The 24,175-nt window shown below is 64.5% G+C and carries 29 protein-coding genes; 16 read left to right on the forward strand and 13 right to left on the reverse strand.

Annotated features, from left to right (window positions below):
- Window positions 1-2: 2 nt before the first annotated feature.
- Complete coding sequence (locus BLT16_RS18330; RefSeq protein ID WP_089660217.1) at window positions 3-938, forward strand: 2-dehydropantoate 2-reductase; 936 nt, start codon at window positions 3-5, stop codon at window positions 936-938.
- Between the two features lie 11 nt (window positions 939-949).
- Here the strand turns inward: BLT16_RS18330 and BLT16_RS18335 are convergent, their stop codons facing one another.
- Both BLT16_RS18335 and BLT16_RS18340 read right to left on the reverse strand, forming a co-directional pair.
- Window positions 950-1,426 (reverse strand): YbhB/YbcL family Raf kinase inhibitor-like protein, encoded by a 477-nt coding sequence (locus BLT16_RS18335; RefSeq protein ID WP_089660218.1) that lies wholly within the window; start codon window positions 1,424-1,426, stop codon window positions 950-952.
- Window positions 1,427-1,494: 68 nt separating this feature from the next.
- Window positions 1,495-2,133, reverse strand: coding sequence for a hypothetical protein (locus tag BLT16_RS18340; protein WP_089660220.1), 639 nt, complete (start codon window positions 2,131-2,133; stop codon window positions 1,495-1,497).
- 70 nt (window positions 2,134-2,203) lie between these two features.
- On the opposite strand from BLT16_RS18340, the gene BLT16_RS18345 reads away from it, so the two are divergent.
- Complete coding sequence (locus BLT16_RS18345; RefSeq protein WP_089660222.1) at window positions 2,204-2,623, forward strand: secondary thiamine-phosphate synthase enzyme YjbQ; 420 nt, start codon at window positions 2,204-2,206, stop codon at window positions 2,621-2,623.
- An 8-nt stretch (window positions 2,624-2,631) separates the two neighbouring features.
- Here BLT16_RS18345 and BLT16_RS18350 read toward each other — a convergent pair whose 3' ends face one another.
- Window positions 2,632-2,988 (reverse strand): zinc ribbon domain-containing protein YjdM, encoded by a 357-nt coding sequence (locus BLT16_RS18350; protein WP_089660225.1) that lies wholly within the window; start codon window positions 2,986-2,988, stop codon window positions 2,632-2,634.
- Between the two features lie 132 nt (window positions 2,989-3,120).
- Here BLT16_RS18350 and BLT16_RS18355 point away from each other — a divergent pair, with 132 nt between their 5' ends.
- The 3 genes from BLT16_RS18355 to BLT16_RS18365 all read left to right on the forward strand — a co-directional run bounded on the left by BLT16_RS18355 (window position 3,121) and on the right by BLT16_RS18365 (window position 4,931).
- Complete coding sequence (locus tag BLT16_RS18355; protein ID WP_089660227.1) at window positions 3,121-3,324, forward strand: putative motility protein; 204 nt, start codon at window positions 3,121-3,123, stop codon at window positions 3,322-3,324.
- Window positions 3,325-3,393: 69 nt separating this feature from the next.
- Window positions 3,394-4,035, forward strand: a complete 642-nt coding sequence (locus BLT16_RS18360) for a DsbA family oxidoreductase (RefSeq protein ID WP_089660229.1) — start codon at window positions 3,394-3,396, stop codon at window positions 4,033-4,035.
- Window positions 4,036-4,037: 2 nt separating this feature from the next.
- Entirely contained in the window at window positions 4,038-4,931 is an 894-nt protein-coding gene (locus tag BLT16_RS18365) for a complex I NDUFA9 subunit family protein (protein WP_089660232.1), read from the forward strand.
- Between the two features lie 6 nt (window positions 4,932-4,937).
- On the opposite strand, the gene BLT16_RS18370 is transcribed toward BLT16_RS18365, so the two are convergent.
- The 3 genes from BLT16_RS18370 to BLT16_RS18380 all read right to left on the reverse strand — a co-directional run bounded on the left by BLT16_RS18370 (window position 4,938) and on the right by BLT16_RS18380 (window position 6,712).
- Complete coding sequence (locus tag BLT16_RS18370) at window positions 4,938-5,735, reverse strand: hypothetical protein (RefSeq protein ID WP_143025091.1); 798 nt, start codon at window positions 5,733-5,735, stop codon at window positions 4,938-4,940.
- A gap of 112 nt (window positions 5,736-5,847) precedes the next feature.
- Entirely contained in the window at window positions 5,848-6,219 is a 372-nt protein-coding gene (locus BLT16_RS18375) for a thiol-disulfide oxidoreductase DCC family protein (RefSeq protein WP_089660234.1), read from the reverse strand.
- Between the two features lie 121 nt (window positions 6,220-6,340).
- Window positions 6,341-6,712, reverse strand: coding sequence for a DUF2306 domain-containing protein (locus BLT16_RS18380; protein ID WP_089660236.1), 372 nt, complete (start codon window positions 6,710-6,712; stop codon window positions 6,341-6,343).
- Between the two features lie 103 nt (window positions 6,713-6,815).
- On the opposite strand from BLT16_RS18380, the gene BLT16_RS18385 reads away from it, so the two are divergent.
- The gene (locus tag BLT16_RS18385; protein WP_089660239.1) at window positions 6,816-7,346 is read left to right on the forward strand and encodes a PadR family transcriptional regulator; all 531 of its coding nucleotides are present in this window, start codon (window positions 6,816-6,818) and stop codon (window positions 7,344-7,346) included.
- Between the two features lie 34 nt (window positions 7,347-7,380).
- Here the strand turns inward: BLT16_RS18385 and BLT16_RS18390 are convergent, their stop codons facing one another.
- The 3 genes from BLT16_RS18390 to BLT16_RS18400 form a co-directional block, all read right to left on the reverse strand.
- Complete coding sequence (locus BLT16_RS18390) at window positions 7,381-7,998, reverse strand: LysE family translocator (RefSeq protein WP_089660241.1); 618 nt, start codon at window positions 7,996-7,998, stop codon at window positions 7,381-7,383.
- A 108-nt stretch (window positions 7,999-8,106) separates the two neighbouring features.
- The gene (locus BLT16_RS18395; protein ID WP_089660243.1) at window positions 8,107-9,390 is read right to left on the reverse strand and encodes a M24 family metallopeptidase; all 1,284 of its coding nucleotides are present in this window, start codon (window positions 9,388-9,390) and stop codon (window positions 8,107-8,109) included.
- Between the two features lie 40 nt (window positions 9,391-9,430).
- Window positions 9,431-10,321, reverse strand: a complete 891-nt coding sequence (locus BLT16_RS18400) for a HalD/BesD family halogenase (RefSeq protein WP_089660244.1) — start codon at window positions 10,319-10,321, stop codon at window positions 9,431-9,433.
- 106 nt (window positions 10,322-10,427) lie between these two features.
- On the opposite strand from BLT16_RS18400, the gene BLT16_RS18405 reads away from it, so the two are divergent.
- The 5 genes from BLT16_RS18405 to BLT16_RS18425 all read left to right on the forward strand — a co-directional run bounded on the left by BLT16_RS18405 (window position 10,428) and on the right by BLT16_RS18425 (window position 13,960).
- The gene (locus tag BLT16_RS18405) at window positions 10,428-11,312 is read left to right on the forward strand and encodes a LysR family transcriptional regulator (RefSeq protein WP_089660246.1); all 885 of its coding nucleotides are present in this window, start codon (window positions 10,428-10,430) and stop codon (window positions 11,310-11,312) included.
- Window positions 11,313-11,352: 40 nt separating this feature from the next.
- A complete protein-coding gene (locus tag BLT16_RS18410; protein WP_089660248.1) occupies window positions 11,353-11,784 on the forward strand; it encodes a DUF488 domain-containing protein in 432 nt (143 codons plus the stop codon).
- 122 nt (window positions 11,785-11,906) lie between these two features.
- Window positions 11,907-12,242, forward strand: a complete 336-nt coding sequence (locus BLT16_RS18415) for an alanine:cation symporter family protein (RefSeq protein WP_422717939.1) — start codon at window positions 11,907-11,909, stop codon at window positions 12,240-12,242.
- A 74-nt stretch (window positions 12,243-12,316) separates the two neighbouring features.
- The gene (locus BLT16_RS18420) at window positions 12,317-12,778 is read left to right on the forward strand and encodes a flavodoxin family protein (RefSeq protein ID WP_089660249.1); all 462 of its coding nucleotides are present in this window, start codon (window positions 12,317-12,319) and stop codon (window positions 12,776-12,778) included.
- Between the two features lie 150 nt (window positions 12,779-12,928).
- On the forward strand, window positions 12,929-13,960 hold the full coding sequence (locus tag BLT16_RS18425; RefSeq protein WP_089660251.1) for a TAXI family TRAP transporter solute-binding subunit: 1,032 nt from the start codon (window positions 12,929-12,931) through the stop codon (window positions 13,958-13,960).
- Window positions 13,961-14,047: 87 nt separating this feature from the next.
- Here the strand turns inward: BLT16_RS18425 and fadA are convergent, their stop codons facing one another.
- Together fadA and fadB are read right to left on the reverse strand one after the other, a co-directional pair.
- A complete protein-coding gene (fadA, locus tag BLT16_RS18430; RefSeq protein WP_089660253.1) occupies window positions 14,048-15,226 on the reverse strand; it encodes an acetyl-CoA C-acyltransferase FadA in 1,179 nt (392 codons plus the stop codon).
- Window positions 15,227-15,252: 26 nt separating this feature from the next.
- Window positions 15,253-17,412, reverse strand: a complete 2,160-nt coding sequence (gene fadB, locus BLT16_RS18435) for a fatty acid oxidation complex subunit alpha FadB (protein ID WP_089660255.1) — start codon at window positions 17,410-17,412, stop codon at window positions 15,253-15,255.
- 193 nt (window positions 17,413-17,605) lie between these two features.
- Here fadB and BLT16_RS18440 point away from each other — a divergent pair, with 193 nt between their 5' ends.
- Together BLT16_RS18440 and slyA are read left to right on the forward strand one after the other, a co-directional pair.
- Window positions 17,606-18,778: a DUF5924 family protein gene (locus tag BLT16_RS18440; RefSeq protein ID WP_089660257.1), complete on the forward strand. Its 1,173-nt coding sequence runs from the start codon at window positions 17,606-17,608 to the stop codon at window positions 18,776-18,778.
- 121 nt (window positions 18,779-18,899) lie between these two features.
- Window positions 18,900-19,358: a transcriptional regulator SlyA gene (slyA, locus tag BLT16_RS18445; protein ID WP_089660282.1), complete on the forward strand. Its 459-nt coding sequence runs from the start codon at window positions 18,900-18,902 to the stop codon at window positions 19,356-19,358.
- Window positions 19,359-19,383: 25 nt separating this feature from the next.
- Here slyA and BLT16_RS18450 read toward each other — a convergent pair whose 3' ends face one another.
- Window positions 19,384-19,905 (reverse strand): preprotein translocase subunit YajC, encoded by a 522-nt coding sequence (locus BLT16_RS18450; protein WP_089660259.1) that lies wholly within the window; start codon window positions 19,903-19,905, stop codon window positions 19,384-19,386.
- Window positions 19,906-20,031: 126 nt separating this feature from the next.
- Between BLT16_RS18450 and BLT16_RS18455 the strand changes: the two genes are divergently transcribed.
- On the forward strand, window positions 20,032-20,487 hold the full coding sequence (locus BLT16_RS18455) for a universal stress protein (RefSeq protein WP_089660261.1): 456 nt from the start codon (window positions 20,032-20,034) through the stop codon (window positions 20,485-20,487).
- 156 nt (window positions 20,488-20,643) lie between these two features.
- Here BLT16_RS18455 and BLT16_RS18460 read toward each other — a convergent pair whose 3' ends face one another.
- Window positions 20,644-22,566, reverse strand: a complete 1,923-nt coding sequence (locus BLT16_RS18460) for an ATP-binding cassette domain-containing protein (protein WP_089660262.1) — start codon at window positions 22,564-22,566, stop codon at window positions 20,644-20,646.
- Window positions 22,567-22,688: 122 nt separating this feature from the next.
- On the opposite strand from BLT16_RS18460, the gene BLT16_RS18465 reads away from it, so the two are divergent.
- A complete protein-coding gene (locus tag BLT16_RS18465; RefSeq protein ID WP_245701764.1) occupies window positions 22,689-23,567 on the forward strand; it encodes a TatD family hydrolase in 879 nt (292 codons plus the stop codon).
- A gap of 1 nt (window position 23,568) precedes the next feature.
- A complete protein-coding gene (locus BLT16_RS18470) occupies window positions 23,569-24,048 on the forward strand; it encodes a hypothetical protein (protein ID WP_089660267.1) in 480 nt (159 codons plus the stop codon).
- The last annotated feature ends 127 nt before the right edge of the window (window positions 24,049-24,175 follow it).

Genomic DNA, 24,175 nt, shown 5'->3' on the forward strand with positions numbered 1-24,175 from the left:
CCATGCGCATCGCGATCTACGGCACCGGTGGCGTTGGTGGCTACTTCGGCGGCCGTCTGGCCGCCGCTGGCGAGGATGTCACCTTCATTGCCCGCGGTGACCATCTCGCTGCCATCCAGCGCGATGGCCTCAAGGTCCAAAGCATCCACGGCGACTTTCAGGTCGTTCCGGCCCAAGCCAGTGACGACCCGGCAAGCGTCGGGCCGGTCGACTTGGTAGTCGTTGCCGTCAAGGCCTGGCAGGTCGCCGATGCCGCAGCGGCCATGGCGCCGCTGCTGGGACCCGAGACCTGCGTGCTGCCGCTGGAGAACGGCGTCGAGGCCGCCGACCAGCTGGCACGAGAGGTCGGAGCTGACAGGGTCATCGGCGGGCTGTGCGGCATCCTCGCCTGGCGCGAGGCACCGGGTGTGATACGTCATGCCGGCATCGACCCCTTCATTCGCCTGGGCGAGCTCGATAATCGCAAGAGCAAGCGTGTCGCCACCATCCGCGAATGCCTGGCAAGTGCCGATGGCATGACCGCCGAAATCGCCGAGGATATTCAGGTAGCGATCTGGAGCAAGTTCCTGTTCATCTGCGCCATGAGCGGTATCGGCAGCATTGCGCGGGCACCGATTGGCATAACCCGGCGTCTGCCCGACAGCCGTGCACTGATCGAGTCGATCCTCGAGGAGATCTACCAGGTGGGGTTGGCCAAGGGCGTCGCCCTCCCCGACGATGCCGTGGCAAGGGCCATGAAATTCATCGACGCGCTGCCGGAAAAGAGCACCGCCTCGATGCAGCGCGATATCACCGCGGGACGGCCGTCGGAGCTGGAATCACAGAACGGTGCCGTGGTGCGACTGGGGATCGAGCTCGGCGTGGCCACCCCGGTCAACCGGGTGATCCACGCCGCGCTGCTACCCCAGGAGCTGGCGGCCCGTGAGGCCGCCGACTAGCTGCGTGCCACTCAGTCGCGCTGGTAGGTACCCACCAGGCGGTTCATGCCCAGCAGGTGTGGCTCGACTTTCTCCAGCAGCTGGCTGAGGGTCAAGCCGGCGGGCAGGTCGAGTTCGGCATCCAGCGCCAGCACCCAGAAGTAGTAGAGATGCAGGCCGTGCCCTTCCGGGGGCATCGGTCCCATGTAGCCGCTACCACCGCCGTCGTGGACCCCGGTCGTGCCAGTGTTCGTGGCCTCCTCGAGCGAAGTGACCGAGCCCGGCAGGTTATACAGCACCCAGTGCACGAAACCGTACTGCCCCTCCTTGACCAGCGGTGCATCCGGGTCATGGCAGATGACCGCATAGCCCTTGGTGCCCTCCGGCGCCCCCGACCAGCTGAGCGCTGGCGAGACGTTGTCGCTTTCACCGGTATGCTTGCTGGGGATCTTGCCATGAGCGGCAAAGGCCGCACTCTCTACCTGCATGGTCGACAGAGCGAATGCCATCGTGGGCGTCCTCCTTGGTCTGGCGTGGATGTCACGGTGACTCAGCATCGAAGAAGCCGGCGCAGCTGTCAACGCTGCGCCCCCGACTCGGCAGGCGCCGCCCATCGCTGCTGCAACAGGCGCTCGGCGCGTCGTAGGCGCCTGTCGAGATAGTCTCGCGTGTGCTGCTGGCCGGGCGTCTCGTCGTGGGCCCAGACGCGCAGCGTGGCAACGAACAGCGCGGTCAAGCCGACCTCCTCGAGCTGCGCGCGACGCGTGCCGTAGCGTGCCTCGAGCATCGCCGCCTCGCGCAACCACTGAATCGTTCGCGAGAGGTCGAAGACCATCGGCACCCAGGTGTGCAGGTGCGGCAGGTGGGCCTTGCTGCGCAGCATCTCTACGCTGACCCGACGATGCGAAGCCAGCGCATCGAACCAGGCCAGCAGGCAGTGCTCGATGCGGTTACGCGCTGCCCAGGCAGCGAAACCGGCAGGCTTGTCGGCCAGCATGGCGCGCCAGCCACGCAGGAACCAGGCGTCGGCCACGGCGTCGAGATCGCGGTAGTGGTCGAGCACCGCGGTCGCCGGCACGTCCAGTGCCGCAGCCACTCGGGTCAGCTCGACGCCTTCCCAGCCCTCGTCTTCTGCCATCGCCAGCGCCTCAACCAGAATCCGCTCAGCAAGCGAATCGGCGGGTAGCGCATCACGGTAAACGGGCGTCATTGCCATCGGAGTCCTCCTGACGCGAGGTTGCCTGTGCTATTACCATAGGCCCCATCCCACACCGGAGGAAACTACCATGTGGCACCAAACGGAGATTCGTCTGGCCGCAAGATCCCGCGGCTTTCACCTGATTACCGACGAGGTGGTCGCAGGCGTAGCGGCACTTGGCGAGTGTGAGATTGGCCTGCTGCACCTGCAGCTGCTGCACACCTCGGCCTCGTTGACGCTCAACGAAAACGCCGACCCCGATGTGCGCCATGACATGGACGCGTTCATCCGCCGCCTGGTGCCCGGCGACCTGCCCTACTTCCGGCATACCCTGGAGGGCCCGGACGACATGCCCGCCCATGTGGCGGCCAGCCTGTTCGGCACCCAGCTGACCCTCGCGGTGCGCGGCGGGCGCCTGGCTACCGGCACCTGGCAGGGAATCTGGCTGGGCGAGCATCGCGACCACGGCGGTCCGCGCCGCCTTATTGCCACCCTCAACGGCGCGTAGGCGTTGCCTCAGACCTTTTTGACAAAGGCCGAGGTGAGCTTCAGCGGGCCGATGCCTTCCACCTTGCAGTCCAGGTTGTGGCCGCCCTCGGCATCGCCCTCGATCAGGCGAATGCTCTTGACCTTGGTTCCCACCTTGATCACCGAGGAGGAGCCCTTGACCTTGAGGTCCTTGATCACCGTCACGCTGTCGCCGTCGGCCAGCAAGTTGCCGTTGGCATCGCGGGCCTCCAGGACATCCTCGACTCCCTCAGCCGCTTCATCGTCGGGCGTCCATTCATGGCCGCACTCGGGGCACAGGTACTGAATGCCGTCATGATAGGTAAATTCGGACCCACAGGCCGGGCAGTTGGGCAGCGCGCTCATGGCAGGCTCCTGATCAGGGGATTGAAGGCCCGCAAGCCTACACCGCCGGGCGGGCAGGCTCCACTACCGCCTTTGCAAGCCGGCTTCCAGGCTGCTAGGTTGGCGCTGTACATATACCACAGGAGGTAGCGGATGGATCCCGCCGTCAATAGCGCCGTCAGCGAGTCGTTAGTCCTGCAGCAGGCCCAGGCCGCCCAGCAAGCGCAAATGCAGGTATTCCGCGAAGCGCTGGATACGCAGCAACAGCAGGTCACCGCGCTGATGGAATCCGCGTCGGCCGAGCCTCAACTGGCCAGCGAAGGCCATATCGGCACCTTGATCAACACCACTGCCTGAGGCGACCGACGTCCACCATCACCCACGAGCCCCGGTATCGCCGGCGGCTCGTTTTCGTACGAGCCCATCATGAACCATGCGCCCGTTAGCCTCGATGTCTTCAGCGACTTTGTATGCCCGTTCTGCTACCTGGAGGAGCCCGAACTCGATGCTTTGAACGCGCGGTTTAGTGACCAGTTGACGATCCGCTGGCGCGCTTTCGAACTGCGCCCGACGCCGGCACCGACGCTCGATCCCGACGGCGACTACCTGCACGACATCTGGGGCCGTGCCGTCTACCCCATGGCCAGGGAGCGCGGCATGACGCTGCGCCTGCCTCGCATCCAGCCACGCTCACGGCTGGCGCATGAGGCCACTGCCTGGGCCGAAGCAAGATCCCGCGAGGCCGGCGCTGCCCTTCGTCACGCGCTGTTCCGCGGCTTCTTCGAAGACAGCCTCGACCTCGCCGACAATGAGGCACTGTGTCACACCGCCGTCACCCTGGGCCTCTCGCTCGACGTCGAGGATCTGCGCCAGGCGCTCGCGGAGGGTCGCTATACCCAGCAAGTCCTCGACGATCAGCAAATCGCCGGCGAGCTCGGTATTCAGGGCGTACCCGGGCTGCGCTTCGCCCTCAACGGCGAGCACGCCGGTATCCTCGAAGGCGCCCAACCGCGCCGCCAGCTACTGTTAGCGGTGGAGCGCCTGCTGGACCTGGCCCAGCAGCACTGACCGTGTCGCCCCGTCCCATTCTCGTGCTAGGCGGCACCGGCTTTGCCGGTCGCGCCATCGTCAGGGAGCTAATCGAACGCGGCCACTGTGTACGGCTCGCCGCCCGACACCCTGAAATGCCTGATTGGTACGACGAGGGCGATCCTCTGGACCTGGTAACAGCGGACATCCGTGACGAGGTGGGTCTTGGCGCAGCACTCGAGGGCGCTGGTGGAGTCGTCAATGCGGTGAGTTGCTACGTGGAAAGCCGTGATACCAGCTTTGAGTCGATTCACGTTGATGGCGCGGCGCGGTTGGCACGGATGGCGCGCCAGGCGGGCGTAGCGCAGCTGGCGCAGATTTCCGGCATCGGCGCCAGCCACGATTCGCCGTCGGCCTATGTGCGCGCCCGCGCCGCCGGCGAGCGCGCCGTGCTCGAACATTTCCCCAAGGCGGTGATCCTGCGTCCCAGCGTGCTGTTCGGGCCTGGCGATGCCTTTTTGACGACGCTGCAGGGATTGACGCGACTACCGCTGATCCCGCTGTTTGGACGCGGCCAGACGCGTCTACAGCCGCTACATGTCGACGACCTGGCTCGCGCCGTAGGCCGGCTATTCTCTGCCACCCCGCCGGCACGTCGGCTGTTCGAGCTGGGCGGCCCCGAGGTGCTCAGCTACCGGGAGATCCTCGAACGGGTGATGCGCGCCCAGGGGCTGCGCAAGCCACTGCTGCCGGTTCCGTTTGCGGTGTGGCGACTGCTGGCCGCCATGGCCGGGTGCCTACCCAACCCACCGCTGACCCGCGATCAGGTGCTGCTGATGCAGCAGGACAACGTGGCAGGCACCGAGGTCGGGCACGTTGATGACCTCGGCATTCTGCCTCGCTCGCTGCAGGAGGGGCTGGACACGCAGCGCTGACGTTTCCTAGGGTGCCAGCGTCGGCATGGCGCCACCGCACCCCTCGAACACCTCGCCGTCGCGGGTCACCCGCACCGAGGTCTCGAAGGGTGCGCCGCTCATGCTGTCGCGGCACGCTTCGGGGGTAATCACCACCCGCAGGTAGTTACCCTCGGTGGTGGCGTGATAGACCCGCGAGCCCTCGCGACTGCCGGCTTCCGGCTCGGGCAGCTCGGTGCGCACGTCGCGATCGTCGAACGGCACCGATAAACGCATGCCCTCTTCGGTAATGGCCAGATTCCAGGCTGGCTCGGTGCCGGTGGCGCGGAAGCCGTGGTCGCGCGCCAGCTCGAACATCACACCATCCCAGGGGGCCAACGCGCGGCTGTCACTGAGCAGCAACAGCGTGCCGCCCAGCGTCGGCCAGCCGCCCTCCTCGCACTCGAGGCGGTGGCGTGCCACCTGCTCACGCCCCGCGAGGGGCTCAAGGTCTCCCTCCTGCAGATTGAAGTCGTCGCGCACCTGATTGACCGGCAGCACTTCGCCGATATGCGTCAACGACTCGCAGTAGTGCTCCCCGAGGGCAATCCAGTCGTCGCTGATGCGCAGCCTGGCGCCGAGCCAGCTGTCGGCCTGCTCCTCGCTCATGGCACTGACGCCGGGCTGATGAACGTCCACCAGCCGCCATTCGCCGACGAGGGCCGCATAGTCGCGGCTCAAGTCACTCTGCTCGGCGTCCTGCGCCGGTGGATCCTGCTCGCTGCCACAGGCACTCAGGCCCGCGATCAGTAGCGTCGCCGCCATCGTCCGTAATGCCTTGCTCAAGCTCGTACTCCTTGGTGTTGGCCATCTTCCGCCACTGCGGAAGCGTCAGGATAGCGCATCTACCCGCCCTACATCGCTATGCGAGTCGGTACAAACTCGACTCGCCCATCGACTAGTCCGGCAATCGCCCCTCACGGGCCAGGCGCCGACGCACCCAGCGATCATACAGCCAGGCCAACACCCTCTTGACCCCCGGCAGGTCGATCAGCCAGGCCACTGGCCTGAGTCGCGGCACCCGCTGCATCAACAACACATAGGCATCGATGCCATCGACGATGCACCCCTCGGCATCCTCGACGTGTAGCGACAGCAGCGCCGCCTGGGGGTCGATGCCCTTGTCGCGCAGCGTCTGTTGATGCGTCGTCACATCACACCAGTCAACACTATCGCCGGCTGCGCCAGCCCAGCGCTCATAGCGAGCCCGGTCGCGGCGACAACCAGGACAGACGGCATCGTAGTAGACCTTGAGAGGCGGCTGGTGCATGGCTCCCTCCGGCTTGGTGAATGCCACCAGGGTAACAGACGCTACGCTGGATTCGGCGCTAGCCACTGGCCCGGCGGCAAGAGTCCCAGCTTAGCGTGCAGCCCAGCAACGGCATTCCCCGTTACCAAAGCCCCAGCTGCGTCGCCATCCAGCGCCCCGGCATAAGGGTACCGATGAAAGCGCCTATCAAGCCGACGTACGCGCCCAGCATCCATTCGCGGTGGCGCCGCACCTGCCCGCGAAGGATCGAGACGACGGCCACCGTCAGTGCCACCAGCACCCACACCGAGAGCAGATGTATGGGGCCCAGGTGTCCCACCAGCGGTAGCACCCCTCCGCCCAGCCAGAATGAGCTGAGCGCCGATACCGCCATGGCGGCGACCCAGACCACACCCAGCGAGCGATGAAGCAGCGTGCCTTTGCGCAGCAATAACACCAAGGCGCCTAGCCCCAGCGCCAGTAGCGACGATACGAGATGCAGCATCAGGGGCATGTTACCTCCGGCAGTCCACACAAATGCAACTAGTTGCATAATGCTAGCCAACACGAGACCAATATGCAACTATGCACATATCAAGTCGATACCAGAGGCAAGAATGTCGCTACGCGCCGTACTGTTGATCACCCTGCAGCGCGAACCCGGTACCGGTTACGACGTGCTGCAGCGCTTCAAAACCGGGCTCGCCCACGTGTGGCAGGCCAGCCACCAGCAGATCTACCGTGAACTCGACAAGATGCGCGGTGCGGGATTGCTCGACTGCGAGACCGTGCCCCAGGCCGAGCGCCCCGATCGCAAGGTCTACTCCATCACCCCCGCAGGGCGCGCCGAACTGGATGCCTGGCTGGCTGCCCCGCTCGGCCCCAGCGCCGTACGCCAGCCGCTGTTCGCCAAGTTCTTCATCTGGGAGGACTGGCCTGCCGAGGCGCGCCAGCGGGAGCTCGCCAGCCTGCGTGAACAGCTCAACGCACGGCTGCAAGCTTATGCGGCCATCGAAAAGGAGTGGTTCAGTGACCCACAGGCACTGACAGCCGCCCAACGCGCGCCTTGGCACACGCTCAGACTCGGCCAGCAACTGACAGAGACTTGGCTGACATGGCTTGAGGAGATACAAGCCGAAGGAGAGTGAATTACCTGCCCGCTGCTAGCACAATCCCTCCACCTCACCCCTTGGCGATGAGGAAGGCCCCGGCGGCGACCATCAGCGCACCGGCGGAGCGGTTGGCGCCCTTCATGGCGCGTTCGGTCTGCAGGAAACGTCGAGCACTGGAGGCGCCGGACGCCACCAGCATCAGGCCGATCATCAAGCCCGCGAAGGTAAGGCCGACCACCAGCCCCATGTCGGCAGGGCTCAGGGCGGAGAGGTCGATAAAGGTAGGCAGGAAGGCAATATAGAAAAGGATCACCTTGGGGTTGGAGGCTGAGATCAGAAAGCCTTGCAGGAAACCTTTCATGACATCCACTTTGCGCAGTTCAGGTGCCAGCGGTTCCGCCTCGATCGGCGCGCTCCACATCTTCCAGCCCAGGTAGAGCAGGTAGGCGGCCCCCAAGTAGCGAATCACCGTAAAGGCTTCACTCCAGTTCTCGGCCACTGCCGCCAGACCGTAGAAGGCCAGCAGCAGGTAGATCAGGTCGCTGACCGTCATGCCCAGCGCCAGCGAGACGCAAGAACGTACGCCGGAAGCCATCCCTCTCGCCAGCAGGGCGAACACCCCGGGCCCCGGGGTCACGGCGAAGACAAGGATGGCGAAAAGATAGAGCAGCGCACTTTCGAGGGACATTGGCTTCCTGGTCGGCAAGGCAGTGGAACGGTGCAACCTACCATGCCGCGCGGACGCCGTCTGCCCCTCCTGCTGTGCACTCCACCGCCCACCGGATGAGGATATCGGTTAGAAATGGCGGCCAAGCAACACGTCATCGAAGGGATAACCGCTGAGCTTTTCGATACCGGTCTCGGTCACCAACACCTCCTCCTCGAGCTTGACGCCGTCGGCGGCATCGACCTCGCCGATATAGCTCTCCACCGAGACCACCATGCCGGGCTCGAGGACGCCGTCCTTGGAGAAGCGGTCGAAATCCATATGGTGAGCAACCAGCGGCGTTTCGCCGTGCATGCCCACACCGTGGATGATCGACGGGTAGCGGCGGTCGAGGAAGCGCTCGGGGATCTTCCACGCCTTCTCGGCGATCTCACGGTAGCTCATGCCGGGCTTGAGGATCGCCATGTTGTGGTGAACCTGCTCATGGGCCATCTGGTAGAGGCTCTGCTGATAGCCGCTGGGCCGCCCAGGTCCGACGTGAAAGGTGCGCGAGAAGTCCGAGTAGTAGCCGTGACAGCCGATGGTATCGGTGTCCAGCGCGACCAGCTCGCCAGCACGGATCACCCGGTCGCTGGCCTCGTTGAACCAGGGATTGGTGCGCGGCCCGGACGACAGCAGCCGGGTTTCGATGAACTCGCCGCCCTGGCGGATCACCTCGCCATACAGGATCGCGAACAGGTCGTTCTCGCGGATGCCCGGTTTGATGGCCGCTTCGACCTCGGCCACCGCCGCTTCGCTGCCGGCCATCGACTGGGCCAGGCAGGCGATCTCTTCCGGGGTCTTGATGCGTCGACAGTGCAAGGTGTCCTGCATGCAGTCGTAGACGTCCAGCCCCTGGGCCTCCAGTGAGCGCGCCAGATTGAGCGCGCAGCGGTCGAGCCCGACCTTCTTGTTGCCACGACCGTGGGCCTCGATCAGCTCGGCGATCTCCACGCCGAAGGGGTCGCTCGAGAGGTTGTCGCGCTGATTGACCGCCGACCACACCACCTTGGAGGTGCGCGCCTCGTCAATGGTCTCGAGCCAGGTCGAGACATGGGCGCTGCCGGGGTACTCGAAGAGGATGATCGGCCCATCCAGCGGCACATAGATATAGCGCGTGGAGTTGCGCAGGAAGTAGCCGAACATGTTGCGCGAACCGGTGGCATAGCGCTGGTTATAGGGGTCAAACAGCACCACCGCAGCATAGCCTTGCTCGGCCATCATGCCGCGCAGTCGCGCCAGGCGCCCAGCGCGCAGCTGCTTGGGATCGAAGGCGGTGGGAATGCTGTCACCGTTGGCCATCGGCGCCGAAGGCACCACCGGAATCTTGTCGGGCTCGTTATCGGATAGGTTCTCGAACTCTACGATGCTCATGAAATCTCTCTGTGCGGATGCGGTCTGCTCGAATCGGGACTCAGTCGGCCAGATTGTCACTGCGCGTCATGCCTTCGCGCAGCAGCTGCTCGTGAATCGGTGCCATGCGCCCGAAAATACGCTGGGCGCGCTCGGGGCGACCGATGAAACCAGGCTCCTTGGCGTAGGCGAAGATCACCGTGTGGCGCTCCTTGTCGCCCTCCACCGGGGTCACACGGTGCAGCGAGTAGCGGCCGAAAAAGATCTGCAGGTCACCGGGCTGAAGCTCCAGCGAGGTGAGCGGCGAGCGGTCGCCGTCAAGCACCCGCTCCACTGCGTCGAAGTTCTCGCCCTCGGGACTCCGAATACCCGGCGCATACTCGAAGCGTCCGCCGCCGTGGGACTGGCGGGTCATCATGGTGACGATGAACTCGTTGGTGTCGTAGTGCCAGGGGTGCTGGCAACCCTCGCGCAGTACGTTGATCACCAGGCCGGCAAGCGGGTCGGCATACTCGTGGATTTCGTCCATGCCGACCACGCTGGCGATGAAGCGCTGGAAGCCGGCGTGCTCGTAGACCTGACGAATGATGGTTTCGCTGTCGATGCGGTCACCGGCGACGAAACCGTTGGTGCGATCGTCGAAGCGATTCTTGGGATGTGTGGCCGGCAGTGACGCATCGCCATCACTGTTGTAAGGGTTGGTCTCGGTTTGGTTGTAGTGGGCCTCCGGCGACAGCCGCTCGGTTTCTCGCTCGAGCCGGTCGAGGGCGTCATCGGGAACGAAATTCTTCAGCACCACGCAGCCATCGTCGGCGAGCTGGGCGCGGCACTCCTCGATCAACGCCTGGCCGGCAGCGCTGTCGAGGTCCTCGATGGGATAGCGGGCCAGGTCGATCAAGCCGTCGAGGCCGCTTAGTGAACTGTCGTCGTTGCGGGGGGCGGTGGCGTGCATGTTGATGACTCCTGCCGTTGGCTAGCGTATTGGACAGGGTAGAGAGGCAGGTTCGATAATAGAAATGAATGGTTAAGATAAAACGCATTTCAGGAGCTCATAGATCATGGACACCGACCTGTTGCGCGCCTTCGTCACCGTCGCCGAATGCGAAGGCTTCAGCGCCGCCGGCAAGGTGCTGCATCGCACCCAGTCGGCGGTGAGCCTGCAGATCAAGCGCCTCGAGGACCGCATGGGCGAAACGCTGTTCGAGCGCACCAGCCGCAGCGTGATTCTCACCCCGGCCGGTGGCCGCCTGCTGCCCTATGCGCGGCATATCCTCAAGCTGCAGGGCGAGGCGCTGCGCGTGATGGGCGCCGAACGCCAAGGCGAACTGATTCGCCTGGGCACCTCGGAGGAGCAGGCCAGCACCTACCTGCCCGAGCTGCTGCCACGCTTCGCCGAACGCTACCCCGATGTACGCTTGGAGGTGGTCTGCGATATCAGCGCCGCCCAGGTCCACGCCTTCCAAGAGGGGCTGCTCGACGTGGTGCTGGCCATTCGCCATATGCCAACCCAGTCGGGCCAACTGCTCGGCCGCGAGCCGCTGGTGTGGGTGGTCGCCGAGCACACACGGCTCGATGCCTGGGAGACACTACCCCTGGCGCTCAACCCCGAGGGCTGTATCTTCCGCGCCCACACCTTCGCCGCCCTGGGCCGCGAGGACCGCCGCTGGGACGTGCGCTACTCGAGCCAATCGCCTACCGGCATCAACCTGCCAGTGCAGGCTGGCCTGGCGCTGACGGTGAAGACACCGCGCAGCGTGCCACACGGGTGTCGTATCGTCGGCGCCGACGAAGGGCTGCCGGAACTCGGGCATGTCGACATCGAGCTGCACCGCGCACCGGGCCATGCCAGTGAAGCATTGAGCGCCTTCTGCGACGAGCTGGAGCAGATCGTCACCGCCACCGAGTCCCTGGAGTGCGTGGAATATGTCACCCCCGATGCCTAGGCTGATGGTGTCTTCACGCTGATCGGTAACGGACGCTGTGATGAGCTACGACATCGTCATGCAACGCATCTACGCCGCCCCACTAGCAAGCGATGGCGCTCGCGTACTGGTTGACCGATTGTGGCCACGCGGCAAACGACGCGACGCCTTGGCCCTGGACGACTGGTACCGCAGCGCCTCGCCCTCACCACACCTACGTCGCGCCTGGCACCACGGCCGAATCGATTACACCACCTTCGTGTGCGACTACCGCAACGAAATACGCTCCGACGAGACGTGCCTGATTCCCCTGATGCGCCTGGCACGCCAAGGGCGCCTGACACTGCTCTCGGCGGCTCGCGACCTGCAAGGTTCACACTTACCAGTGCTGCGTGAAGCCCTGCTCGAAGCCTTGCTCGAAGAGGATCGCCAGGACTACGACGCACCCAGCTCACCGCCCTGCTATGCCGAGAATCTCGATTCAGACACATGAGCCATGAATCGTGCCATTTCCAAATATTCACACCAAATTAAAGAAATAGCTCAACATTACTTGCCATCTTCATGCTCACATGAAGAATATCGCCCTTTCATTCATCAACTAAGGCGAGTTTTATGAATGTCGCGCTACCCGGGTTTCTCACCGGCCTAGTCGATGCCGGCAATGGCCTACTGTGGGGCAGCGTGCTGATCTACCGCCTGGCGGTGCTGGCGATGGTGATGGTGGGATCGGTGGCGAGCCTTGGGGCGATCTGGAACTTCGCCGACCTCTCCATGGGCATGATGGCGCTGATCAACCTGGTGGCGATCCTGCTGCTATCGCCGATCGCATTCGCCCTGCTGCGCGACTACGACCGCCAGCTCCGCGCCGGCCAGGAGCCGGTCTTCGATCCCAGCCGTTTCCCCAAGCTGGCCAACAAGGTCGACCCCAAAGCCTGGCCCAAGCGCTGAGGCGCTTGCCCCTCAACGCCACGGCAGGCCGCCGTGGCGTTTAGCCATCCCCCTGCGGCTGCTAAGCTGACAGGATGAAAACCCTGCTGATCGTCGCCCACGCTCCCTCCCCGAATACCCTCCTTCTCCGCGAGGCCGCTGAACACGGTGCACGCCACCCTGAGATCGAGGCCGTGGAGGTCGTGGTGAAGCCGCCGCTGGAAGCCGGCCCCGACGACGTGCTGGCCTGCGATGCGATCCTGCTCGGCACCACAGAGAACCTCGGCTATATGAGCGGCGCGCTCAAGGACTTCTTCGACCGCAGCTACTATCCGGTGTTGGATGAGCAACAGGGCTTGCCGTGTGCGCTCTATATTCGCGCCGGCCTCGACGGTACCGGCACCCGCCGTGCGGTGGAGAGCATCGTCGGCGGGCTGGGCTGGAAATGGGCGCAGGCACCGCTAGTCCTGCACGGTGAGTGGCAGGAAGCCTTCGTCGAGGAGGTGGAGGAGCTCGCCATGAGTCTGGCGGCGGGACTCGATGCCGGGATCCTGTGAACCCAGCCGCCGCTGACAAGGCGTTTCCCCAATCGCCCAGACACCACTATGCTCTGAATAACCGCTCGCTGAGCCGTCGAGCGATGTCATTGTCTTCGCCTTCGACCCGCCCGCTACCCGGCAGGCCGATGGCAGCGGCCGAGGTACGCCATGTCTATCGCCCTGAGCACATCTCGTAACGCGCACTACCGCGCTTCCCTGCGTTTTGGTTGCATCGCCGCAGCGCTGGCCGGGTTATCCTGCATGCCCCTTGCCAGCCAGGCCGAGGAGACGCCGATCATCATCGGTACCGCCAGCTCGGCGGGTGTCTATCATCTTGCCGGGCGCACGCTGTGCCGCATGCTGCCGACACCTTGTACCGCCCAGACCAGCGACGGTTCGGCCGAGAATCTCGCCAACGTGCGTGAGGGAGCCGTCAACGTCGCGCTGGCCCAGTCCGACTTGCAGCACTATGCATTTACCGGCGGAGAGGGCTTCAGCGATGTCGGCGCCGACACCAGCCTGCGGTCGCTCTTCTCGCTTCACGGCGAGCCCTTTACCCTGGTCGTCCGCCGTGACAGCAATATTCAGCACTTCGACGACCTACGCCAGCGAGCCGTCAACGTCGGCAACCCGGGGTCCGGCCAGCGCGGCACCATGATGACCCTGCTAGAGGCCAAGGGGTGGACCTTGGGCGACTTCAGCCTGGCCAACGACTTGCCGGCCGACCAGCAGTCGCTGGAGCTATGCCATGGCAATGTGGACGCCATGGTGTATACCGTGGGTCACCCCAATGATTCGGTGGAACAGGCCATACGCCTGTGCAATGCCATGCTGATCGACGTCGAAGGGGAGGAGATCGAGCGTCTCGTGGATAGCCGTCCCTACTTCACGCCGACGGTGATTCCGGCGGGCATCTATGCCAACGACCAGCCGGAGGTACATACCTTTGGTGTGCGCGCCACCCTGGTCGCCTCGGCGCACACTGATGACGAGCTGATCTATCGACTGGTGGCCGCAGTGTTCGATGACCTCGAGCAGTTCAAGTCGCATCACCCCGCTTTTGCCGAGCTATCTCCGGAGCAGATGATCAGCGAGGGCTTGTCTGCCCCGCTTCACGACGGCGCGCTTCGTTACTATCGCGAGCAGGGCTGGATCACGGATGACGAAGCGGCTGAGGAGGAGAACAGCGCTGAGGACTGATGAGCCCGCGCACTTCTTGCGCCCCACGCAAAACGGCACCCCTGAGGGTGCCGTTTCGTTGACCCGGCTTGGTGCGGCTAACGCCTATCAGCGTAAACGCTCAAATACCGTGGCTACCCCTTGGCCCATGCCGATGCACATGGTCGCCAGACCGAGACTGGTCTGCTGCTGCTGCATGACGTTGAGCAGCGTGGTGCAGATCCGCGAGCCGGAGCAGCCCAGCGGATGGCCAAGCGCGATGGCGCCGCCGTTGAGGTTGACCTTGTCGTCCATAGCGTCCAGAAAGCCGAGATCCTTGAGCACCGGCAGGCCCTGAGCGGCGAAGGCCTCGTTGAGCTCGACGGTCTGGATGTCGTCGGCGGTCAGACCGGCGGCCTTGAGCGCCTTCTGCGAAGCCGGCACCGGGCCATAGCCCATGATCGAGGCGTCACAGCCGGCCACGCCGGTGGAGAGCACTTTGGCGATCGGCTCGAGACCCAGCGCCTGGGCGCGCTCGTAGCTCATCACCGCCATCGCCGAGGCGCCCACCGAGAGTGCCGAAGAGGTGCCCGCGGTGACGGTGCCGTTACGCGGGTCGAATACCGGCTTGAGGCCGGCCATCGACTCGAGGCTGGCGTCGGCGCGGATCACTTCGTCGCGGTCGACCCGCACGCGGAAGCCGTTGCCGTCATGCCCTTCGACGCCGATGATCTCGTTGTCGAAGCGCCCGCCATCCAGCGCCGCCTGGGCGCGCTGGTGGGAGCGCACGCCGAACTTGTCCTGCTCCTCGCGGCTGATGCCGTGCATCTTGCCCAGCAGCTCGGCGGTCAGGCCCATCATCATCGCTGCCTTGGCGGCATACTTGCTGGCCGCCGGATTGACGTCGACACCGTGGGCCATGGGCACGTGCTCCATGTGCTCAACGCCGCCGATGACGTAGAAGTCGCCCATGCCGGCCTTGATATTGGCCGCCGCGATATGCAGCGCGGTCATCGACGAGCCGCACAGGCGGTTGACGGTCTGCGCCGGCACCGAGCGCGGAATACCGGTCATGATCGCCGCGTTGCGGGCGATGTTCATCGACTGCTCGAGGGTCTGGTTGACGCAGCCCCAGATCACGTCGTCGACCTCACTGGGGTCGAGGTTGGCGTTGCGCGCGAACAGTGCCTGCATCACCGCGGCGGAGAGGTTCTCGGCGCGCACGTGACGGAAGGCGCCGTTCTTGGCCTTGGCCATGGCGGTACGCACGCCGTCGACCACCACGATGTCTCTCGGATTCAAACTCATCTTTACTACTCCTGTTCGTGGTGAATTCAGGCGCTTTTGCCGTAGAAGGTGTCGCCGGACTTGGCCATCTCGCGCAGCTTGTCGGTGGGCGCGTAGAGCGGGCCGAGCTCCTCGGCCAGGCCGTCGGCCAGCTCGACGAAGGCCGCCACGCCCATGGCGTCGATATAGCGCAGCGCACCGCCGCGGAACGGCGGGAAGCCGATGCCGTAGATCAGCGCCATATCGGCCTCGGCCGGGCTGGCGACGATGTCATCCTCCAGGCAGCGCACGGTCTCCAGACACAGCGGCACCATCATCCGCGCAATGATGTCCTCGTCGCTGAACGTCTTGTCTTCCTTCACCACTTGCTTGACCAGGGCGTAGGCCGCGTCGTCGCTAACCTTCTTCGGCTTGCCCTTCTTGTCCTCTTCGTAGGCGTAGAAGCCCTTGTCGTTCTTCTGGCCCAGGCGCTCGTTCTCGTACATCACCTGAATGGCGGTCTTGCCATCGCGGGCCATGCGCTCGGGGAAGCCCTCGGCCATCACCTCGTTGGCATGCACCGCGGTGTCCATGCCCACCACATCGAGCAGGTAGGCGGGCCCCATCGGCCAGCCGAACTTCTCCATCACCTTGTCGACGTGCTGGAAATCGGCGCCCTGCTCGACCAGGAAGCTGAAACCGCCGAAGTAGGGGAACAGTACCCGGTTGACCAGAAAGCCCGGGCAGTCGTTGACCACGATTGGCGTCTTGCCCATGGCGCGGGCGTAGGCCACGGTGGCCGCCACGGCGGCATCGGAGGTCTTTTCACCGCGGATCACCTCGACCAGCGGCATGCGGTGCACCGGGTTGAAGAAGTGCATGCCGCAGAAGTTCTCGGGGCGCTTGAGGTTCTCGGCCAGGCGGTTAATCGAGATGGTCGAGGTGTTGGAGGTGAGAATCGCCTTGTCGTCCACCAAGCCCTCGACCTCGGTGAGTACCGCGTCCTTGACCTTAGGGTTCTCGACCACCGCCTCGACCACCAGGTCGACGTGACCAAAATCCCCATAGGAGAGCGTCGGGCGAATATTGGAAAGCTTCTCGGCCATCTGCTCGGTAGTCAGCTTGCTACGCTCGACCTGCTTGCCAAACAGCTTGCGCGCCTCCTTGAGGCCCAGCTCGATGGCGTCTTCCTTGATATCCTTCATCAGGATCGGCGTGCCCTTGGAGGCACTCTGGTAGGCGATACCGCCGCCCATGATGCCGGCACCCAGCACCGCGGTCTGCTTGACCGGCTGAGCCTGCTTCTCGTACTGGCCGGCCTTCTTCTTGACCACCTGGTCGTTGAGAAACAGCCCCACCAGGTTGTAGCAGACGTCGGTCAGCGCCAGCTTGGCGAAGGCCTTGGCCTCGATCGCCTGAGCGCGACCGCGCTCCTCACCGGCCCCCTTCTGGATCACCTTGATCGCCTCGATAGGGGCCGGGTAGTGCGGCCCGGCCTTGCCCGCGACATAGCCTTTGGCGGTCTCGAAGACCATCATCTGCTCGATGGGGTTGAGCTTGAGCGGAGCGGTCTTCTCGTCCCGGCGCGCCTGATAGTCGAGCTCGCCGCGGTTGGCGCGCGCCAGGATATCCAGCGCCGCCGATTCGAGTTGATCGCCCGGCACCACGGCGTCCACTGCGCCGATCTTGAGTGCGGCATCGGCGCGGTTCTCACTGCCCCCGGCAATCCACTCGATGGCGTTATCGGCCCCCACGATGCGCGGGAGGCGCACGCAGCCGCCCCAGCCGGGCAGGATACCTAGCTTGGTCTCGGGCAGGCCGATCTTGGCCTTGTCGCCCATGACCCGGAAATCGGTGGTCAGGGTAACCTCGCAGCCACCGCCCAGTGCCAGGCCGTTGATAGCAGTGACGGTGGGGAACGGCAGGTCCTCGATGGCATTGAAGATGCCGTGCACCTGCTCGAGCATCTCGGCGATCTGCGCCTCACCCTTGGAGAACATGCCGTGAAACTCGGTGATGTCGGCACCGACGATAAACACGTCCTTGGCACTGGCGATCACCAGGCCCTTGAGGTCGCTGTCGCCTTGCAGCGCCTTGACCGCCTCGCCCAGCTCCTTGACCACGGCGCTGGAGAGTTTGTTGATGGACTCGTCCTTCAGGTCGAAGGTCAGAGTGGCGATATTGTCGCCGTTGCTGGCCACCGTAATGGCATTGCCTTGATAGATCATCCGCGAAACTCCACGATTTCATACGGCCGTTTGATTGCCAGATAGCTTGGTCCAGCTTGGCGTCGGCGTCAAGCCCGTGGCGGCGGCCCACCACCAAAGTCGTGCCTGACGGATCGGGTGTCGCCGTTTCTCGACTCCGCTTGTGAAAGCGAGAGTGCTAGCCTCTACGCTTTTCCAGGAGATAGCCAACGGCATGACCAGCCCCTGCGAGACGCAAGCCTCCAATGCTCCCGTGCCGCGCAACCCGGCCCGAGCCGAACGACTGGCCCTCGCCCAGCGCGGCGTGGAACGGCTGCTCGAGCGCGTTCGCCCCTATTTGTGGGTATGGCCACCGATCGCCTTCGCTGCCGGCATGGCGAGCTTTTTCCTGGTCGACCGCCAGCAGTGGCTGGGCGCCGCGCTGGCGCTGGGGATGCTGCTGGCCTGGCTGCTGCTACTTTCGGAGAGCGTGATCGGCCGCGCCCTGTCGCGACGCGGCTATCCGACCCTACCGCGGGGGGCTACCACCTTCATCGCCCAGTTGATCCACCAGGAGACACTGTTCTTCAGCCTGCCGTTCCTGCTCGCCACCACGGTATGGGCCAGCGGCCAGGCGCTGTTCACGCTGCTGATCCTGGGACTGGCACTACTCTCCATCCTCGACCCGCTCTACTTCAAGCTCGCCGAGCGCTACCGCTGGGTCTATTTCGCCTTCCACGCCCAGTGCGTATTCGTGGTGGTACTGGTGACCCTGCCGATCATGTTTCAGCTCACTACCAGCCAGAGCCTGTTCTATGCCTTGGCACTCATGGTGGTCTTCAGCCTGCCCAGCCTGATGCACCTGGTACGCCCGAAGCGACTGCGCAGCTGGCTGGCCATGCTCGGCCTGACCCTTCTGCTGGCGAGCGCGGCTTGGGCCGGCCGGGCTTGGGTGCCGCCGGCCAACCTGTGGCTGACTGGCAGCGCCCTGGCGCCGCATCTCGATGTCGAGACGCGCACGCCCAACGGCAGCGTGGCGCTGACCCGCGACGCCCTGGCCGAAAGCGGCCTCTACGCCTACACCGCGATTCGTGCCCCGCGCGGGCTGCAGGAGGAGATATTTCACGAGTGGCGCCACGCTGGTGAGCTGATCGACCGCATCCCGCTGACCATCCACGGCGGCCGCCAGCAGGGCTACCGCGCCTGGACCCGCAAGCAGAACTTCCCCGCCGAGGCTGACGGCCGCTGGCGGGTCGACGTCGTCACCGCCTCCGGCCAGCGTCTTGGCGTGCTGCGTTTCACGGTCAGCGACTCGCCGGCGTCGGCGGATATGGCCGATGGGCAGATTACATCGCCGCCCGGTATCCCCGGGCTCGACCTGCGACGACTGGTACCTGGCGCACATTGACACGGAATCGGGCCTCACAGCGCCTTAAAAGCGAAATGAATAAGCACAGAGGTGTATAAGGCTTGCATTGCAGGCGCACGGTTCGGACAATTCATTGATTCGCCTGCGAACCGGCCTGACTATGTCCAATCTTTCTCCGCATCAGAACATCGGCACCAAGTTGAATCGCGTGCCGCGCCTGTGGCGCGCGATCATCGACAAGCGCCTTGCCCCTCTCGAGCTGACCCAGACGCGCTGGATCACGCTCTACCACCTATGGCGTCTAGGCGACGGCCAACCACAGTGCGACCTGGCGCGGGTGATCGGCGTCGAGGCGCCATCGTTGGTGCGTACCCTTGATCAGCTCGCCGAGCAGGGGTTGGTGGAGCGCTGCCCCTGCGACCAGGACCGACGCACCAAACGTATCCACCTCACCCAAGCCGCCATGCCACTGCTTCAGCAGATCGATACGGTGGTCAAGGAAGCACGCGAAGAGATGCTGGCAGGGCTCAGCGACGGTGACATCGCCCGCCTGGACGATTACCTCACCCGCATCGAGGAGAACGGCCTGGCGATCCAGGCCCGAGAGAGCGACGACTGAGGCGTCGCCTCGGTTCAGCGGCGTGTCACTTCACCAACGGCTTGACGGTCGGTGGCCTGTCAGGTCGCCCCGCCAGACTGTCACGCAGTGCGGCCAGGTCCCCGAGGTAGCTATCGAAGCGCTCGGGGCCTTGGGATTCGTACCACCATAGCGTTACCCCATGTATGTCCGACTCCAGCACCAGGGCATCCTGCGGCAGGCGCGTGAGCAACGCCTCGAGGCGCTGTTGCGCATCATCGGGTAGAGGGCGCAGCGGCTCTATCCGCCAGCGCCAGCCGTGGCACACCGCTTTGAGCACGCTGCTCGAGGCGCTCTCACGCACCGCCACGAAGCGTGGCCCCGGCTGCTCCTTGGGATACCCCCAGCGGTAGCTGGGCATCTGCTTGCCGGCAGCGTGCAGCGGGGGGGCGGCCAACTTGACCCTGACACCTGCCCTGGTGGCGTGGGCGCGCAGGCGCGCCACCCGCTTCTGCTTGGGGCTCGGCTTGAGCCACATCACCGGCGATACGAGCAGTGCCAGGATAAATGCGATCAACAACCAGTTCATGCTCGCCGCCTGTCCTCTTCAAAAGATGCTAAAACGTTGATATAGATCGTTGTGAGACGCTGTTACCCGGCCTAAAGTGGGAGGCAAGACACATCACTCAGCCAACCTCGCCACGGGAGGTGCCCCATGAGCAACGAATATCGTCACGTACTGGTCGCCGTCGACCTCACCAAGGATTCCCACAAGGTGCTCGAACGGGCCCTGCCCATAGCGGAACGTAACGGCGCCAAACTATCGATCATGCACACCCTGGAACCGCTGGGCTTCGCTTACGGCGGCGATATCCCCATGGACCTGACCAGCATTCAGGACCAGTTGGACGATCACGCCAAACATCGTCTAGCCGAGATCGCCGACCCGCATAACGTGTCGGCCGAGAACCAGCACGTGGTCGTCGGCATGCCGGATACCGAGATCCACCGCTTCGCCGAAGAGCACGGCGTTGACCTGATCGTGGTTGGCTCCCACGGCCGCCACGGCTTCGCCCTGCTGCTCGGCTCCACCTCCACCGGCGTGCTGCACGGTGCCAAGTGCGACGTACTGGCCGTACGCGTCGGCAAGGATGGCGAAACCGACGAGTAAGTCAGTATGTAAGCCATTGAGGAAGCCTAGGATTCGCATAACGAGCGATGATAGGTTGATTGCCGCCGGAGCGCAGGAACCGGAGTGTAGCCTGCTACATGAGGATTCCGAGCACCGCCGGCGATCAAGATATCGAGCGCAGTAGCGAATCGTCGCTTACTCCCCCGCCGCCATGGCTTCAAGTTCCATCCACCGCTCCATGGCGGCATCCAGCTCCCCCTGCTTGGCAGCCAGGGCCTCCAGGGTCGTAGTCACTTCACCGGCATCGCTCTGATAGAAGGCCGGATCACCGACCTTGGCCTCGAAGGCCGCTACCTCGTTCTCCAGCCGCTCGATCTCAGCCGGCAGATTGTCCAGCTCGCGCTGCAGCTTGTAGGAGAGCTTGACGGCTTTCCTGGCGGCGGGCATCGGCGCCTCCTCGCCGGCCGGTGCCGGGGTCTCGCGCTTGGCCTCATGACTGACCTTGGCCGCATCGAAATCCCAGGGTGCCGGCGGCAGCCTGCCACCCTGGCGCACCCAGTCCGTGTAGCCACCAACGTATTCACGCACGATGCCGTGGCCCTCGAAGGCCAATACGCCGGTCACCACGTTGTCCATGAAGGTCCGATCGTGGGAGACCAGCAGCAGGGTGCCGTCGAAGTCGAGCAGCAGCTCTTCGAGCAGCTCGAGGGTCTCGACGTCGAGATCGTTGGTCGGCTCATCCAGCACCAGCACGTTGGCTGGCTGGGTGAACAGCTTGGCCAGCAGCAGCCGGTTGGACTCGCCGCCGGAGAGCGCCTTGACCGGTTGGCGGGCGCGCTCGGGGGTGAATAGGAAGTCTTGCAGGTAGCTGATGACGTGCTTGTTCTTGCCTCCTACGCTGACCCTGTCGCTGCCCTGGGCAACGTTGTCGTAGACGCTTTTCTCCGGCTCGAGGCCGGCACGCAGCTGGTCGAAATAGGCGACCTTCATATTGGTCCCCAACTTGACCTCGCCCTGGCTGGGGGCCAGCTCGCCGAGCAGGATCTGCAGCAGGGTGGTCTTGCCGGCACCGTTGCGACCGATCAGGCCAATGCGGTCGCCGCGCTGAATCTCCAGACTGAGATCCTGAATGACCCAGTCGTCGCCGAAATGCTGGCTGACGCCCTTGAGCTCCACCACTCGCTTGCCACTGCGCTCGCCAGTATCCACCGACAGCGACGCGCTTCCCTGGCGCTCACGGCGCTGGCTGCGCTCACGTCGCATCTGCTCCAGCGCACGTACCCGCCCTTCGTTGCGGGTGCGGCGCGCCTTGATGCCCTGGCGGATCCAGGCTTCTTCCTGGGCCAGTTTCTTGTCGAACTCGGCGTTCTCCCGCGCCTCGATTTCCAGCTCGTGCTGCTTGCGCGCCTGGTACTCAGCGTAGTCGCCGGGATAGCGTCCCAGACGCCCGCGATCGAGCTCGAGAATGGCCGTGGCCAGCTTGGAGAGAAAGGCACGGTCGTGGGTGATGAACAGCACTGCACCGTTGAAGGCAGCCAGCTGCTCTTCGAGCCAGGCGATGGTGTCGAGATCGAGATGGTTGGTCGGCTCGTCCAGCATCAGCAGGTCGGGCTCGGCCACCAGCGCGCGAGCCAGCGCCACGCGACGCCGCCAGCCCCCTGAGAGGGACTCCATCTGGCTATCGGCGGGCAGCCCCAATTTCGTCAGCACGGTATCGATACGCTGATGGAACGACCAGCCGTCGATGGCCTCGAGCTGAGTCTGCAGCGTCGACATCCGCTTCATGTCGGGGTCTTGGGCCTGAATCAGATGGTGGTACTCGGCGAGCAGCTCACCGGCCTCTGGCAGGCCCTGGGCCACCACGTCGAAGATGGTCTCGCCTGAGGCGCTCGGCAGGTCCTGGGCCAACACGCCGATCTTGAGCCCCGGCGCACGCCAGATACTGCCACTGTCGGCCTGGATCTCCCCGGCCACCAGCTTGAGCAGCGTCGACTTGCCGGTACCGTTGCGGCCCACCAGCGCCAAGCGCTCGCCTTTCTCCAGGACCAGGTCGGCGCCATCCAGCAGCACGTGGTTGCCATAGGCGAGTTGCAGCTGTTCCAGTCGTAGCAGGGTCACGCGTTCACCACCTCATTTGCATGCGCTAAAGCCGCCTAGTGTAACGCATGCTCAGGCCGACGTGGTCGCCGGCGCAGCCTTGCAGGTACAATACGTCCTCGATTTACCAAGGGAGAGCTGGCGTGGCCGAGCCGACCGACACCTTCGACGACTTTCTACCCGAGGCACTTCAGCGAGTCAGCCCTGCTCCGCTGGTGGATATCGGCGCCAATCTGACCCACGCAAGTTTCGCCAACGATCTGGATGCTGTCCTGCGGCGAGCACGGGCAGCCAACGTGCATGAGCTGATCCTCACCGGCACCGACCGCGAACACGCCGAACAGGCCGTCGAGTTGGCACGTCGCCATGCCGGCCTATCGCCCAGGCTGTATGCCACCGCCGGTGTCCACCCCCACGACGCCAGCCGCTGGGATAGCAGCTTGGCAGCTGCCATGCGCGAGCTTCACCGGCAGCCCGAGGTGGTCGCCGTGGGTGAGTGCGGTCTCGACTTCAACCGCAACTTTTCTCCCCCCGCGGCGCAGGAACGTGCCTTCGAGGCCCAGCTGGGCCTGGCCGTGGAGAGTGGCCTGCCGCTGTTCATCCACGAACGCGACGCAGGCAGCCGCATGCTGGAGATGCTCAAGGCCTGGCGCGACGATATCTCTCACGCTGTTGTGCACTGCTTCACCGGCGAGCGCGCCACCCTACACGGCTATCTGGATCTCGATCTGCATATCGGCCTGACCGGATGGCTCTGTGACGAACGCCGCGGCCATCATCTACGTGAGCTGGTCGGGGACATTCCCACTAACCGGCTGATGCTGGAAACCGACTGCCCCTATCTGCTGCCACGTAATTTACCTGCCAAACTCAAGGGACGTCGCCATGAGCCGGCCCTGCTGCCGTGGATCGCCGCCGAGATCGCCCACTGGCGTGGTGACGATGAGGCCACTCTGGCCAGTGCGACCAGCGACACGTCACGCCGCTTCTTCCGCTTGAACGCGTCCCACGAGGAGACCTGACATGGACGATTTTCCTGGCTTCATTGCCGTCGAGACCGGCGAGGATGGCGGCCTGCCGCTGGCCATTGCCTGGGCGATGGCCGACGGGCAGGTCAAGCACACCCTGATTCAGCCCGACGACGACTGGCTCAACGATGAGCTGATCTCGCTCGGCGACTATAGCCTCGAGGAGCTCGAGAACCTCGGCGTAAGCCCGCTGGACGTGATCCGCGAGCTGGAGAACGACCACTTCAATGCCACCCTCTACACCGCCGGCGTCAGCGACGACGAGGCCGCCCTGTCGCGGCTGTTCGATGTCTTCGGGCTCGATCCCTTCGTCGAACTGGCCCCTGCCGAGTCACTCTATGCCGATCTTGAGCCCGGCGAGTGGGCACGTGCGCGCGGCGAACTGTTCGGCGAGCTGGGCATGGAGCCGATGCGCCCCGAGCAGGAAGTGCAGGTAATGCTTGCGCTGCATCAGCGCCTGGCGGAAGAGAGCTGAAGTGGGAGTGGCGCCAAGGCCAATGTGGGAGAGACTTCAGTCTCGATGGAGTGGATCTGGTCAGGCAGCGCTGCGCGCTGCATCGCGAATGAATTCGCTCCCACAAGAGTGATGGCACCAAGGCCAA

This window comes from Franzmannia pantelleriensis (assembly GCF_900102875.1).
GTDB lineage: Bacteria > Pseudomonadota > Gammaproteobacteria > Pseudomonadales > Halomonadaceae > Franzmannia > Franzmannia pantelleriensis.